General features: G+C 37.2%; 13 protein-coding genes and 3 pseudogenes. 5 read left to right on the forward strand and 11 right to left on the reverse strand.

The window, feature by feature from the left end; all coding sequences use genetic code 11:
• Positions 1–13: 13 nt before the first annotated feature.
• From LZ575_RS01910 to fumC, 3 genes and pseudogenes are all read right to left on the reverse strand, one after another.
• Positions 14–916, reverse strand: a complete 903-nt coding sequence (locus tag LZ575_RS01910) for an IS3 family transposase (protein ID WP_311196085.1) — start codon at positions 914–916, stop codon at positions 14–16.
• Complete coding sequence (locus LZ575_RS01915; protein WP_235325074.1) at positions 880–1,314, reverse strand: helix-turn-helix domain-containing protein; 435 nt, start codon at positions 1,312–1,314, stop codon at positions 880–882. The genes LZ575_RS01910 and LZ575_RS01915 overlap by 37 nt, the downstream gene beginning before the upstream one ends.
• 97 nt (positions 1,315–1,411) lie before the next feature.
• Positions 1,412–2,811: pseudogene (gene fumC, locus LZ575_RS01920) on the reverse strand (class II fumarate hydratase).
• A 203-nt stretch (positions 2,812–3,014) separates the two neighbouring features.
• Between fumC and LZ575_RS01925 the strand changes: the two are divergent.
• Entirely contained in the window at positions 3,015–3,200 is a 186-nt protein-coding gene (locus LZ575_RS01925; RefSeq protein WP_235327997.1) for a hypothetical protein, read from the forward strand.
• A 90-nt stretch (positions 3,201–3,290) separates the two neighbouring features.
• Here the strand turns inward: LZ575_RS01925 and LZ575_RS01930 are convergent, their stop codons facing one another.
• The 7 genes from LZ575_RS01930 to prfB all read right to left on the reverse strand — a co-directional run bounded on the left by LZ575_RS01930 (position 3,291) and on the right by prfB (position 9,194).
• Positions 3,291–4,193 carry an IS3 family transposase gene (locus tag LZ575_RS01930; RefSeq protein WP_311196085.1) on the reverse strand — a complete coding sequence of 301 codons (903 nt, stop codon included), beginning with the start codon at positions 4,191–4,193 and terminating at the stop codon, positions 3,291–3,293.
• Positions 4,157–4,591 carry a helix-turn-helix domain-containing protein gene (locus LZ575_RS01935; protein ID WP_235325074.1) on the reverse strand — a complete coding sequence of 145 codons (435 nt, stop codon included), beginning with the start codon at positions 4,589–4,591 and terminating at the stop codon, positions 4,157–4,159. The genes LZ575_RS01930 and LZ575_RS01935 overlap by 37 nt, the downstream gene beginning before the upstream one ends.
• A 103-nt stretch (positions 4,592–4,694) precedes the next feature.
• Entirely contained in the window at positions 4,695–6,383 is a 1,689-nt protein-coding gene (locus LZ575_RS01940; protein WP_311195928.1) for an outer membrane beta-barrel family protein, read from the reverse strand.
• A gap of 360 nt (positions 6,384–6,743) precedes the next feature.
• Complete coding sequence (locus LZ575_RS23110) at positions 6,744–7,190, reverse strand: carboxypeptidase-like regulatory domain-containing protein (protein ID WP_311195929.1); 447 nt, start codon at positions 7,188–7,190, stop codon at positions 6,744–6,746.
• Between the two features lie 99 nt (positions 7,191–7,289).
• Positions 7,290–7,673, reverse strand: coding sequence for a hypothetical protein (locus LZ575_RS01945; RefSeq protein WP_235327999.1), 384 nt, complete (start codon positions 7,671–7,673; stop codon positions 7,290–7,292).
• Between the two features lie 24 nt (positions 7,674–7,697).
• A complete protein-coding gene (arsC, locus tag LZ575_RS01950) occupies positions 7,698–8,039 on the reverse strand; it encodes an arsenate reductase (glutaredoxin) (protein ID WP_235328001.1) in 342 nt (113 codons plus the stop codon).
• A gap of 56 nt (positions 8,040–8,095) precedes the next feature.
• Positions 8,096–9,194, reverse strand: a protein-coding gene (prfB, locus tag LZ575_RS01955) for a peptide chain release factor 2 (protein ID WP_235328003.1) whose coding sequence is annotated in 2 segments (ribosomal slippage) — positions 8,096–8,803 and positions 8,805–9,194 — 1,098 coding nt in all. Because the reading frame shifts where the segments join, the coding sequence is not laid out codon by codon here.
• Positions 9,195–9,709: 515 nt separating this feature from the next.
• Between prfB and LZ575_RS01960 the strand changes: the two genes are divergently transcribed.
• Together LZ575_RS01960 and LZ575_RS01965 are read left to right on the forward strand one after the other, a co-directional pair.
• On the forward strand, positions 9,710–10,738 hold the full coding sequence (locus LZ575_RS01960) for a low specificity L-threonine aldolase (protein ID WP_235328005.1): 1,029 nt from the start codon (positions 9,710–9,712) through the stop codon (positions 10,736–10,738).
• Between the two features lie 88 nt (positions 10,739–10,826).
• Positions 10,827–11,357: a redoxin domain-containing protein gene (locus tag LZ575_RS01965; RefSeq protein ID WP_235328007.1), complete on the forward strand. Its 531-nt coding sequence runs from the start codon at positions 10,827–10,829 to the stop codon at positions 11,355–11,357.
• Between the two features lie 35 nt (positions 11,358–11,392).
• On the opposite strand, the gene LZ575_RS01970 is transcribed toward LZ575_RS01965, so the two are convergent.
• The gene (locus tag LZ575_RS01970; RefSeq protein ID WP_235328009.1) at positions 11,393–11,716 is read right to left on the reverse strand and encodes a YbaB/EbfC family nucleoid-associated protein; all 324 of its coding nucleotides are present in this window, start codon (positions 11,714–11,716) and stop codon (positions 11,393–11,395) included.
• A 63-nt stretch (positions 11,717–11,779) separates the two neighbouring features.
• On the opposite strand from LZ575_RS01970, the pseudogene LZ575_RS01975 reads away from it, so the two are divergent.
• Together LZ575_RS01975 and LZ575_RS01980 are read left to right on the forward strand one after the other, a co-directional pair.
• Positions 11,780–13,907, forward strand: a pseudogene (locus tag LZ575_RS01975) (S9 family peptidase).
• A gap of 97 nt (positions 13,908–14,004) precedes the next feature.
• Positions 14,005–15,044, forward strand: a pseudogene (locus LZ575_RS01980) (PLP-dependent cysteine synthase family protein).
• Positions 15,045–15,135: the final 91 nt, after the last annotated feature.

Genomic DNA, 15,135 nt, shown 5'->3' on the forward strand with positions numbered 1-15,135 from the left:
TAAAATTAATTATTTAAAGCTGAACGATGATCTCATTGTTCAGCTTTTTTGATTTGTACTGTTTTCTTTTTAGGACTAATTGTTGATGCATTTGATGTGGAGTTAGCATATGGTTTGACAGGTGTGGCCTTAAATGGTTGTAAATTTTTATTGCTTCATCTATTAGCTTTTTTCTTGTTGTGAGGTCAGTATCGTATTTTGCAATATGGAATTCCTGCTTTAATATTCCATTTATCCGCTCGGCAATGGCATTTTCATAGGGATCATACTTCTCAGTCATACTTGGTTTAATATTGTTTTTATCCAGTACCTTTTGATAGTCGTTGGAACAGTATTGGAGGCCCCTGTCGGAGTGGTGTATCAAAGGTTGGTCGCTATAGCATCTGTTTTTGACTGCCATCTCCATAGCTCTTATTGATCCTGACACATCCAAACTATTCGATACGTCGTGCCCCATTACAACTTTCGAGTAAGCATCTGTGACCAGTGCCAGGTATGCAGGATTCCTCCTATTGCCCACATAAGTAATATCACTTACCAAAACCTGTTCTGGCCTATTTATTTCTGTGGCACACAATAGGTTTTTGTGCTTTCTAAATCTATGGTGCGAGTCTGTGGTGATGTGATAGCTTCTCCTGGATTTTATCAGCATATGGTTTGCCCTAAGAATTCTAAAAAGTTTGTCACGTCCTACTTTCAAAGGAACAAGTTCTTCTTTAAGGATATGGTACAGCTTCTTGCTACCTAGCCTGGGCATCAGTATTCTTACGGGCCGCACCAAGGCAATTACCTTTTGTGCCACTTCCTGTTTTTCAATGGTAGATCTAATGGATCTGTAATATACCTGTCTACTTACCCCGAGTAAATCACAGGAAGAAACTATTGTTTCTTTGTGTTCTTCTTTGAAGTGGTCGATAACCCGGGCGTGTAATTTTTTCTGATCTGGATGTCATATTCTTTCTCGGCCATATCTACCAGCATATCGAAGATAATGACTTTCTTATCTGCTCGCTCGGCAAGATGCTCCGCCCTTGCCTTCTGTTTCTCCAGCAGTTTGACTTTGGCCTCTAGCTCAAGGATTCTTTGTTCAGGTGTTTTTGCCACAATAGTTCCAGATTGATTCTCCCAATCAAAGTTACCATATTTTCTGAGCCATTCCCTAATTGTTGATTTAGCTTGAATCCCATATTTATGACAAGCTTCTGTCCTGCCTAGTTGACCAAATTCAATTTCCTGGACAACTTGTAACTTAAAAGAAACAGAGTAATCTTTTTGGGTACGCTTGATATACCCTTTGCTCGCTGATGTTTTCATTACACTAGATTTTTAGTGTATCGCTATTTCAGGACAGGACACGGTTTAAAATTAAAAAATCCTGCAAATAGCAGGATTTTTTAATTTGTAGGAAATATTACTTTAGGCCTCCAACCATTTCCCTCGGTTTTACCCATTCATCAAATTCCTCGTTGGTAACATAGCCAAGATTAACTGCTTCCTCTTTTAAAGTAGTACCATTTTTATGAGCTGTGTTTGCTATTTCTGCAGCTTTGTAATACCCAATCTTGGTGTTAAGGGCTGTAACAAGCATTAAAGAATTATCCAGATGTTCTTTGATCCTTTGATGATTAGGTTCTATTCCTCTTGCGCAATGTTCCTCAAATGATACACAGGCATCACCAAGCAACTGCGCACTTTGTAAAAAGTTTGCCGCCATTAATGGTTTAAAAACATTCAGCTCAAATTGTCCCTGCATTCCTCCAACGCTTATCGCAACATCGTTCCCCATAATCTGTGCGCAAACCATTGTTAAGGCTTCACACTGGGTAGGATTAACCTTCCCAGGCATAATAGATGACCCTGGTTCATTAGCTGGAATATTAATTTCTCCTATTCCGCTTCGGGGACCAGATGCAAGCATTCTTATATCATTGGCTATTTTATTAAGAGCTACAGCAAGTTGTTTTAAAGCTCCGTGGCTCTCTACTATAGCATCATAGTGCTGCAAGTGCTTCAAATTTATTTGGAGCAGATGTAAAGGGAAGATCAGTGAACTTTGCTATAAATTCTGCTACTCGTTTAGCGTAACCCTTTGGGGTATTTAACCCCGTCCCAACAGCCGTACCTCCAAGTGCCAGTTCAGAAAGATGTGGAAGAGTATTTTCCAAAGCTCTTATTCCATAATCCAACTGTGCAACATAGCCGCTAAATTCCTGGCCAAGGGTTAATGGAGTAGCATCCATAAAATGGGTGCGGCCAATTTTTACCACATTCTTAAATTCTTCAGATTTTTTCTTTAGGGTGTTTCTCAACTTCTTAAGCCCGGGTAAAGTTACCTGCGCCACCTTTTTATAGGCTGCAATGTGCATTCCTGTTGGAAAGGTGTCATTAGAAGATTGAGATTTATTTACATCGTCATTGGGATTTAGTGTTTTTTCACCTTCGCCAATGGTTTTTCCTGCCAACTGGTGAGCACGATTGGCAATAACCTCGTTGAGGTTCATATTGCTTTGAGTACCACTTCCCGTTTGCCAAATAACTAAAGGGAATTGTTCATCATGTTTTCCCGCAAGTATTTCATCACATACTTTTGCGATATAGTCCCTTTTTTCTACTGGCAGAACACCCAGTTCGCAATTGGTAAATGCCGCTGCTTTTTTAAGATAAGCAAAGCCATACACAATCTCCATTGGCATTGAACTAAGCAGCTCCAATTTTAAAATTATTTTTTGAACGTTCAGTTTGAGCTCCCCATAATTTATCTACAGGAACTTTCACTTCACCCATGGTATCTTTCTCTATTCGGTAGTCCATATGTTTAAGATTAGATTACAAATTTACATTTTCACAATTTTCTAATGGTTTAAATGATTGACAAATTTTAATCTTTTTGTTATAAAATCTTTCCCGGAACATATTTCTTATTAAAATTTTTCTTTTAAAATTTAAATTATTGTTGGGACATAAATAGGAGAGTTACTATCTTTGACACTGTTTATAAAAACCAGCTGGAAATTATGTTCGAATTTGATCAATACCTTGGCTTCTTAGCTTTTCTCACAATCCTTACAATGGGATTTTGGTTAATGATATTTTTAATGGCTATTTTACCTTACTGGATTGGAGGTTCTATCCAGGAAATGTTAAAAGAAAAAAAGGAGAAGAAACGTAGAGAAAAAGAAGCAAAGGAGCTTCACTCTTAAGTAGTAAAAATTGTTCCGCTCTCGCGGATTTAATAAATATGTCTAGTCCTAAATGAGCGATACAGATTATTAAGGATTAAAATTAATTATTTAAAGCTGAACGATGATCTCATTGTTCAGCTTTTTTGATTTGTACTGTTTTCTTTTTAGGACTAATTGTTGATGCATTTGATGTGGAGTTAGCATATGGTTTGACAGGTGTGGCCTTAAATGGTTGTAAATTTTTATTGCTTCATCTATTAGCTTTTTTCTTGTTGTGAGGTCAGTATCGTATTTTGCAATATGGAATTCCTGCTTTAATATTCCATTTATCCGCTCGGCAATGGCATTTTCATAGGGATCATACTTCTCAGTCATACTTGGTTTAATATTGTTTTTATCCAGTACCTTTTGATAGTCGTTGGAACAGTATTGGAGGCCCCTGTCGGAGTGGTGTATCAAAGGTTGGTCGCTATAGCATCTGTTTTTGACTGCCATCTCCATAGCTCTTATTGATCCTGACACATCCAAACTATTCGATACGTCGTGCCCCATTACAACTTTCGAGTAAGCATCTGTGACCAGTGCCAGGTATGCAGGATTCCTCCTATTGCCCACATAAGTAATATCACTTACCAAAACCTGTTCTGGCCTATTTATTTCTGTGGCACACAATAGGTTTTTGTGCTTTCTAAATCTATGGTGCGAGTCTGTGGTGATGTGATAGCTTCTCCTGGATTTTATCAGCATATGGTTTGCCCTAAGAATTCTAAAAAGTTTGTCACGTCCTACTTTCAAAGGAACAAGTTCTTCTTTAAGGATATGGTACAGCTTCTTGCTACCTAGCCTGGGCATCAGTATTCTTACGGGCCGCACCAAGGCAATTACCTTTTGTGCCACTTCCTGTTTTTCAATGGTAGATCTAATGGATCTGTAATATACCTGTCTACTTACCCCGAGTAAATCACAGGAAGAAACTATTGTTTCTTTGTGTTCTTCTTTGAAGTGGTCGATAACCCGGGCGTGTAATTTTTTCTGATCTGGATGTCATATTCTTTCTCGGCCATATCTACCAGCATATCGAAGATAATGACTTTCTTATCTGCTCGCTCGGCAAGATGCTCCGCCCTTGCCTTCTGTTTCTCCAGCAGTTTGACTTTGGCCTCTAGCTCAAGGATTCTTTGTTCAGGTGTTTTTGCCACAATAGTTCCAGATTGATTCTCCCAATCAAAGTTACCATATTTTCTGAGCCATTCCCTAATTGTTGATTTAGCTTGAATCCCATATTTATGACAAGCTTCTGTCCTGCCTAGTTGACCAAATTCAATTTCCTGGACAACTTGTAACTTAAAAGAAACAGAGTAATCTTTTTGGGTACGCTTGATATACCCTTTGCTCGCTGATGTTTTCATTACACTAGATTTTTAGTGTATCGCTATTTCAGGACAGGACAATATCATAAATAAAAAAGGTTGTCCGGAATGGACAACCTTTTTTATTTATGATACATTTTGATTATCCTTCAAAATCTCCACCCATGTCATCATCATTTCCTTCTCTGGCGGCACGGTCTCTCTGGTTCTTTTGTTGATTAAATCTGTATACCAGGGAAACATTAAAGGATCTTTGTCTCCATTGAAACTCGCTGTACCTGTCATAAGTTCGGGTATTAGTGAAAGATTCTCTTCTACCACTATTTAAAAGATCCCGTACATTAAAAGAAAGAGTAGCATTATTATTAAACAGGTCTTTACTTAAAGCAAGATCTATTGAAAGAAATCCTTCCCTGGTACCCTGGACTTCCTGAGATGGTCCTCTGTAGAACGCATTTGTTTGCCAATCTATTTTTGCAGGTAAAGTTACCTTAGAGCTAAATCTGGCAAACCAGCTTGTGTTTTCGGCACCATAGTCTACTCCGTTAAACTGTCCTTCAGTTTTAAATTGAAAGAAATTAAAACTTCCGTTTAGCCGAAGCCAGTCAGCAGGGTTGTATAAAAGCCCTAATTCTCCACCTGTTCTTTCATTACTGGAAAGGTTTACAGGAATGGTTCTAATTATATTTGAACCTTCCACATTTTGTTCAATTCTTTCAAAACTGTCAGTTTCATTTTGATAATAAATTGAGGAAGTCAAAGTCAATTTTTCCCATCGCTTAAGATATCCAAGGTCAAAAGCATTGGAAAAGGCTGGTTGTAAATTAGGGTTTCCCTGGAATACGTTGTTTGTACTGCTCCTGGATGGAAAAGGATTAATGAACCAGCCTCTTGGTCGGTTGATTCTTCGGTTATAACCCAAAGTAATATTTTCCTGCTCTCCTAATTCATAAATAACATTTACAGTAGGAAATAATCCCAGGTAGTCGTTATCGAAATTGGTATCTATTGGAAATCCAAATTCTGCCTGAAGTTCTTCTTCGGTTAATTCAGAATTAATCTCCCCTTTTAATTTGGTGTGTTCCAGTCTTAGTCCAAGAAGGAAAGAAAAATCACCTAATCTTGTACCATATTGAGTGTATAGTGCCTGTACATTTTCAGTATAATCGAAAATGTTGGTTAAGTTTCTATCTAACTCATAAGCTCCTCCTCCAATGGAATCTCTACTTAGAGCATAATCGGTTACTGAATTTTCAAAATTCCCGCGGTACCCGGCTTCAAATTGAGAATCTTCATTAAAGGGGAGAACGTAATCGGCCTGGAATAGATATTCCTGCTGAGTTTCAACCTGATCTATTCTTTCGGCTAAAAACAAAGGATTATCAATTAGATCAAGTTCTTCAATTTCGTTAAGGTTTGTCAATTGCGTTTCTTCGTCATTTTCGTATTGAAAATCAGCAGTTAATTGATGACCGTCTTCGTTAAATTTATTGATATAGTAAAGCGAGAATTGATAACTGTTGTCATTTTCCTGCTGGTTTTCTTTTCTTATAGTTTCAAGAACATTTTCTCCGGCAATAAAATAATCAGAAATGTTTGTGGTGACATCAACATCTTCTCCAGTCCTATAAAATATAGTTCCTGTAATAGATGATTGGTCACTTAAATAATATTCCATTCCCAGGTTCGTATTGAAGCCTCTGTTCAACCTGTCAATTTCCCTGTCTTCAATGATTCTGTCAAACCTGGAATTGCTGTTTTCGTTAAATCGGGTATCAAAATAACCATTTCCTGGTGCGTCAAAATATCGGAATCCCGTGGTATTAAACAAATTATATTTTTCAGTACGGTAATTAATATTGGTAGAAATTCCGGCCTGGTCAGGATAACCTGCATTTAAAGTTACAGATCCATTAAAACCAAGAGTTTTTTCTTTTCTAAGAATTATATTTAAAATACCTGCAGTTCCTTCAGCATCGTACCTGGCAGAAGGAGATGAAATAACTTCAACCCTGTCTATGGCTTCGGCTAAGTAACTGGCTTAAAATATCTGTTCCGCCAAAGCCTGCCATTGCAGATGGTTTTCCATTAATAAGAATTCTCACATTTGAATTTCCTCTCAAACTAATCCCTCCCTCAAGATCTACAGTGACTGATGGAACGTTATTAAGGGCATCGCTTACCGTTCCACCTAAGCAGTTGTAAGGTCTTTTCCAATGTTGTAAATTTTCTTATCAAGTCTTACTTCCACCTGTGTAGTTTCAGCCCTTACAACTACTTCATCAAGACTGTCTGAGCTTAATCCCAGTACAATAGTTCCTAAATTAATATTGGAATTAACTTCCCTGTTATTGAAATTCTTGGTTTCAAACGAAATAAATTCAACCGCAATATTATAAGTTCCCGCTGGAACACTTATAGAAAAATTACCCTCAAGATCTGTTACCCCACCAGTAATAAAATCAGGATCATTGGGTTTTGTAATAGCAATGGTTGCATATTCCAGAGGTACGCCCATTTCATCATCTATTACTTTACCTGAAATTGTGTACTCCGGGGTTTGTGCGTAGGAAAATAAGTTAATTGAAAAAAATAATATCAGCAGGAAACTGATAGGTAAGAACTTTTTGGTAGTCATAAAACGTTTTTAAAGTTAGACCTGAAGAGAAGAGAAAGGTTTAATCTAAAGCCGTTAAAAAACTGTTAAAGCGAATTATCTTTTGTATGCCCGGGGTGTTTAGCGCTCAGTTATAGGATCTAAAGTAACATCAGGAATATTCCTGTTAATTCCGGCATAGGCGGCAAATTGATCCTCGTTCATGATCTTTTTAATAATTTGATGTTCCCTGGCCTGCACTATTTGAAGCCGTTTAATTTTACTTTGCCGCGGAATGTTAGCCGTAATAATTTCGTTTTTCCTGAGAGTATAGGAGATGATTATTCCTTCAAGCTGCAGGGTTTGAATAACAGATAAATGAAGTTTTTCCTGCCATGTGAGGGCAATTTCCTGAACTATTTCCTTAAGATCCCGGCGTCTTTGTTGGTGAAAATATATTTGTGAATATACAAACCCGGCCACCATCATTCCAGCCATACTTATTAATAAGAGTTTGTTTTTCATCTTCATAATTTGATAAAATTGTAATTATAAAATGGTGTCTATGTTGGAAGACGGCCTTCCTATGACAGCTTTATCTTCATTTTCAATAATTGGTCTTTCAATCAATTTTGGATTTTCTGATAGGATTTGGATAATTTCTTCATCACCTAAATCTTTGTCCTTATAATTTTCCTTCCATATAGCCTCTCCTTTTCTTACAAGCTGGATTGGTACAACTTTTAATTTCACTACCAGATCCCGTATTTCATCTTTAGATAAAGGCTCTTTAAGATATTCTCTAACTTTAAAATCCCTGCCAGATTTTTCCAGCATTTTTAAACCTTCCCGGGATTTGCTACATCTCGAATTGTGGTAAATAGTAATCATAACTTTTATAAAGTAACAAATTATTCCTATTAATTAAATTATTTGAATATTATTTATCAATCATCATTCCGTTGACCCATCATCATGAGATAAGCTTTTAAAAACATATCGATTTCCCCATCCATAACTGCTTCAGTATTTCCGGTTTCGGCTGCCGTGCGAACATCTTTAACCAGTTTGTAAGGGTGTAACACATAATTTCTAATTTGGGAGCCCCATTCAATTTTCATTTTTGAATCCTCAATCTCGCGACGCTGGGCCTGCTGTTTCTGAAGTTCAATTTCATACAGTTGACTTTTTAGAAGTTGCATAGCCTTGGTCTTGTTGTCCAGCTGAGATCTGGTTTCAGAATTTTCTATGACAATACCCGTAGGAGCGTGGCGTAACCTTACTGCAGTCTCTACTTTATTTACATTTTGACCCCCGGCTCCTGAGGATCTCATGGTTTCCCAGGAAATATCGGCAGGATTAATTTCAATTTCTATGGTATCATCTGCAAGTGGATAAACATAAATTGATGCGAAAGAGGTATGTCTCTTGGCGTTGCTGTCAAATGGTGAAATTCTCACCAGCCTGTGTACCCCGTTTTCACCTTTTAACCAACCGAATGCATATTCCCCATCTATTTCTATTGTCACGGTTTTTACTCCGGCAACTTCCCCTGCCTGATAGTTTAGCTCCTTTACTTTATACCCTCTGCTATCTGCCCATCTTAGGTACATTCGCATAAGCATCTCAGCCCAATCACAACTTTCTGTACCGCTAAGCACCTGCGGTAACCTGAAGAACTGCACTTAAATTATCCCCCTCTTCAGAAAGCATGTTGCTGAACTCGATTTCCTCTATAAGATCAATTAATTTGTCATAATGACTTTTCACTTCATCTTCAGTTGCGTCTCCTTCATCTTTAAATTCAATAAGGATTTGCAATTCCTCAAGCAGGCTTTTAGCTTTTTCATAATCCTGTACCCACTTTTTCTTTGCTCTCAGGGAGCGCATGAAATCTTCAGCTTCTTTGGGGTGGTTCCAAAAATCAGGATCAAAGGTTTTTTCCTCTTCATTCCTAATTTCTATTTGTTTTTGCTCTATATCCAGGTGTTTATATAAGGCATCAAGCCTTGTATTCAAATCTTTCACCTGCTCGGTATTTACCATAAAGTCACAATTATTTTGAGAGGTAAAGGTAAAGGAATCTTAGCTTTTAGTTCGTAGGAAGATACTTATTTTGGGAATCTAATGTTAACAGCTTTAACCATGGAAGGGTCTGGAATAGCTTTTTAAAAATGAATTTTTTTTTTAAAAAAACTATCTTTTATTTTGAAAAACTCCTGAAATGGATTTCTTCTTCTTTCCCTGATATTAATCTTAACTACAATTTCTATAACTTTGGATTTTTCTCCTCAACTTTTGGTTAAAAGTAAGAGTTCGATAAAATGGACTTACTCTCCAATTTTATTTTCTAAATAAGCTAATAAAATTAAATTATGGAGATGGCTGCGGAAAAAATTAAAAGATAGCAATACTGTTTTCAGAAATTATAAAAAGAAATTGAAAAGTGTAGAAGTTTCCGGCTGAAATTAAACCGACAAATGTTGTTTTATAAAACCGCGGAGATTACTAACTGTAGTAGTTGCTGAAAAGAAATTTATAAAGAATTAGCGAATAATTTGATGAAGGACATAGATTTAAGAAGTGATACGGTGACAAAACCTTCCCAGGGAATGTTGGAAGAAATGATGAGTGCGAAGGTGGGGGATGATGTATACAAAGAGGATCCAACAGTAAACCAGCTTGAACAGAAACTAGCCAGCCTGTTTGGAAAAGATGAAGCCTTATTCTTTCCAACAGGAAGTATGGCAAATCAGGCTGCAATTAAATTACATACTCAACCTGCAGAACAACTAATTTGTGACAAATGGGCTCATGTCTATAATTATGAAGGGGGTGGGGTTTCTTTTAATAGTGGTGTTTCCTGTAAGTTAATAGATGGCAATAGAGGAATGATCACAGCAGAACAGGTAAAGGAGAATATAAATCCACCCGATTTTTATCATAGCCCCTTAACTTCTCTGGTATGTTTGGAAAATACTACGAACAAAGGGGGAGGGGCTTGTTACGATTTTGAAGAATTCCGAAAAATTAGAGAAATTTGTGATGCACATAATTTGGGCTTGCACCTGGATGGAGCGAGACTTTTTAATGCATTGGTGGCTCGAAAAGAAGATCCACGGGAGTATGGGAAAATATTTGATACCATTTCGGTTTGTCTTTCAAAAGGATTGGGAACGCCTATAGGTACCGTTTTAATTGGTAACAAGGAAATAATGAAAGGTGCTATGAGAGTTCGGAAAGTTCTTGGGGGCGGAATGAGGCAGGTAGGGTTTATGGCTGCAGCAGGAATTTATGCACTGGATAATAATGTGGAACGCCTTGCAGAAGATCATAAAAGAGCTTCGGAAATAGGTGCGGCATTGTCAAAACTCGAATTTATAAAAGAAGTGGAACCTGTTGAAACAAATATTGTCATTTTTTATCTTCAGAATCCTTTAGCAGAAGAAAAGTTCCTTAGAAAACTTCAGCAGGAAAAAATAAGGATTAGTAACATGGGACAGGGGAAATTGCGTATAGTTACACACCTGGATTATACTGCAGAGATGCATCAACGGTTTATTGAAGTTGTCTCAGCTATTAATTTATAGATCAAAACTTTAACTCAATTTTGGATGTGATTTTTATCTTAGGTAAAGAGATTTAAATTACTTTAAAAATGTAACAAAATATAATTATATGAAGAACGTGATTCCAACACAGGAAGTCCCTGAATTAGTCGTGAAAACTGTAAATGGGATGAGGTGGGACCTGAGAGAAGAACAACCCGAAAATTTTACCATGATTGTTTTTTATCGTGGACTCCACTGCCCGTATTGTAAAGTATATCTTGAAGAAATTAATTCTAAAATTTATAAATTAAGGGATAATGGAATTAACGTTATATGTATAAGTGCCAACTCCGGTAGACTGGCAGAAGACACGGTGACTAAATGGGAAATTGAGAAACTCGTTATTGGCCATAGCTTACCTATAGAGACCGCCCGCAAGTGGGACCTGTATATTTCAAAGGGAATTAATAAAAAAGAGCCTGAATATTTCTTTGAACCTGCAATTTTTCTGGTGAAGCCAGATAATACTTTGTACGCTGCCAACATCCAGTCTATGCCTTTTGCGAGACCTTCTATAGATGATATAATAAAATCTACTGATTATATTCTGGATAATGATTATCCTGCAAGGGGGGAGAATAAGTCTAAAAGAAGGTGAAATATTAGTAGAAATAGATCACCTTCTCTTCTTGATTATTTAAACATATCAAGACCCGGAATATCCGGCATACCATCTTTGGCTACAGCTGCCAATTCATTCTCATTAATTTCTGAAGCTTTTGTAATAGCTTTATTTAAAGTTAAAACGAGATAATCCTCGAGCTGTTCCCTGTCTTCCAGCAGTTCATCTGCAATGGATATATTCTTGATTTCACGACTCGCTGCTATGGTCACTTTTAATAATCCGTCGCTGGAATGTTCATCAACTAAAACGGTTTTAAGACGTTCTTTAGTGGCTTCAACTTTTTCCTGGGTTTCCTTGAGCTTATTCATCATGCCCATCATATCTCCAAACATATTTTCTTTTTTTTAATTAGCGTAATTTCAAAATTACTAAATTACCTCCTCATTATAGTTAATATGAGAACACTATTAATTATTTTCTTAGGATGCCTTACCTTTGCGACCGCACAAAATAACAGCAATTTGAAAAAAGAAATCATTCCCCCAAAAGCAGAGAAAATATCTAAAGAACTGGCACACCACAATAAGGTAAGGGTTGATGATTATTACTGGTTGAATGACAGGGAAAACCCAAAGGTCATTGATTACCTGAACAGCGAGAATGAGTATAATGAGAAAATGACGGCTCACACTGTAGAATTCCAGGAGAAATTGTTTAATGAAATGAGAGGAAGGATCAAAGAAGATGATTCTTCAGTTCCATATAAGCTGAATGGCTACTGGTACCTCACCCGTTTCGAAAAAGGAAAAGATTACCCTATTTATTCCCGTAAAAAGGAAAGTCTTGACGCACCTGAAGAAATTTTATTTGATGTCAATGAAATGGCCGAAGGTTATGATTACTACAGCCTGGGAGGATTAAATGTAAGTCCTGATAATAAATTAATAGCTTTTGCAGTAGACACCCTGAGTCGAAGGAAATACACCATACAAATTAAAAACCTCGAAACGGGGGAAATTCGTCCTGAAAAAATTCTTACTACAACAGGAAGTTCTACCTGGGCTAACGATAATAAAACACTCTTCTACACAAAAAAGGATGAGCAAACCTTAAGGTCCAACCAAATTTTTAAACATATCCTTGGCTCAAATCCCGATGAAGATGAATTAGTTTACGAGGAAAAAGACGAAACTTTTAATACGTATATCTATAAATCCAAGTCTAAGCAGTACCTTGTAATAGGGTCCAACAGTACTTTAACCAGTGAATATCGTATTTTAAGTGCAGACACTCCTGAGAAGGAATTCAAAATTTTTCAACCAAGGCAAAGAGGGCATGAGTACGGGATAAGTCATTACGACGGATATTTTTATGTGCTCACTAATAAAGACGGGGCAACTAATTTTAAGTTGATGAAAACTCCTGTCGAACATACTGAAGCCGTGAATTGGGTGGAGGTAATTCCGCACCGGGAAGACTACCTGCTTGAGGATCTCGATATTTTTGAAAAATACCTCGTGGTGAGTGAGCGCAACAATGGTTTGAACAAAATTAAGATCACTCGGTGGGATAGTGGAGAAAGTTACTACTTACCTTTTGACAATGAAACCTATACCGCTTACACAAGTATAAATCCTGATTTTGATACCAATATTCTCAGATATACCTACAACTCCTTGAATACTCCCACTTCTGTTGTAGATTTTAATATGGAAACAAGAGAAAAGACAGTTTTAAAGGAACAGGAGGTTTTAGGAGGAGAATTCAATAAAAATAATTACGCTACCGAACGTATTTGGGCAACCGCCAAAGACGGCACTCAAATACCGGTTTCCCTGGTTTACAGGGAAGGCATTAAGAAAGATGGTAGCAATCCTTTGTTGTTATACGCATATGGATCATATGGTTCAACTATAGATCCTTATTTCTCAAGTGCACGATTATCACTTCTCGATAGAGGATTTATATATGCCATTGCTCATATACGGGGTGGAGAATATTTGGGGAGGAAATGGTATGAGGACGGGAAACTTTTAAATAAGAAGAACACGTTTACAGATTATATAGATGTTTCCCGGCACCTAATAGATCAAAAGTATACCTCACCCAAACATCTCTATGCTATGGGAGGATCTGCCGGAGGCTTACTAATGGCAGCAGTTGTAAATCTGGAACCAGCTCTTTATAATGGTGTTATTGCCGCAGTACCGTTTGTAGATGTTGTTACTACGATGCTAGACGATAGTATCCCCCTTACAACTGGCGAATATGATGAATGGGGTAACCCCAATGACAGCACCTATTTTGAATATATGCTCTCCTATTCTCCATACGATAATGTGAAGAAACAAGAGTATCCTAATATGTTGATTACAACTGGTTTGCACGATTCACAAGTTCAATATTGGGAACTAAGCAAAGTGGGTGGCAAAATTACGGGACATGAAGACAGATAATAATTTGCTGTTGCTGCACACGAATATGGATGCCGGGCATGGAGGTGCCTCTGGCAGGTTTGAGGCCTTAAGGGAAGTTGCTGAAGAGTATGCTTTTTTATTGGATCTCGAAGGAATTACAGAATAATTAAATTTTTTCCCTTAACTTTGACTGGTTTGAAAATTAAGATTGCTTTAACGTTTAAGCAGTCTATATTAACCCGAATTGCTGAAAAACTTCAGGTATGAAAGAAGAGATACAGGTTTATGACAATGTATTGCAACTAATAGGGAAAACCCCTATAATTCATCTAAATAAAATAACCGAAGGATTTAAAGGCGATTTTTTTGCGAAAGTAGAAGCTTTTAATCCTGGACATTCAACAAAAGACCGGATTGCTCTTTATATCATTGAAGAAGCAGAGCGACAGGGAATCCTTAAACCCGGAGATACAATTATTGAAACAACATCGGGTAATACAGGTTTTAGTATTGCTATGGTAAGTATAATAAAAGGATACGAATGCATTCTTGCAGTGAGTTCTAAATCTTCCCGGGACAAAATTGATATGCTTAGAACAATGGGGGCAAAAGTTCATATTTGCCCCGCTCATGTTTCTGCAGATGATCCACGCTCTTATTATCAGGTGGCAAAAAGATTACACGAGGAGCGAAAAGGATCGGTTTATATTAATCAATATTTCAATGACTTAAATATTGATGCCCACTATAAATCCACAGGTCCCGAAATATGGAAACAAACTGAGGGGAAAATTACGCATCTTATCGCGTGTAGCGGCACTGGAGGAACAATTTCAGGAACGGCACGTTATTTAAAGGAACAAAACCCTGCAGTAAAAATTATTGGAATTGATGCCTTTGGTTCAGTTCTTAAAAAATATCATGAGACCAGAGAGTTTGATACAGATGAAATTTATCCATACCGCATTGAAGGCTTAGGTAAGAATTTAATTCCCACAGCAACAGATTTTGACGTAATTGACAGGTTCATAAAAGTAACCGATGAGGAAAGCGCCCACACAGCCCGGGAGCTGGCCAGAAAAGAAGGTTTGTTGGTAGGGTATACCAGTGGGGCTGCGATGCAGGGGTTAAGCAATTAAGTGAAGCAGGAGAATTTGATGAGAACAGTAAGGTGGTTATTATTTTTCCTGATCATGGTTCCAGGTATATGAGCAAAGTTTTTAACGATAACTGGATGGCCGAGCAAGGATTTTTTGATACTAAAAACCAGGTAGACGCACAACCTATAGAATTTATAAAATAGTGAATTTTCTTACAGATATATAGACTCAGTGCATCCCAAACCGGGATGCATTTTTTTATATTACCTGTAGAATTTGAATAAAATTGTGCAA

Origin of the sequence: Antarcticibacterium sp. 1MA-6-2 (assembly GCF_021535135.1) — a bacterium.
GTDB lineage: Bacteria > Bacteroidota > Bacteroidia > Flavobacteriales > Flavobacteriaceae > Gillisia.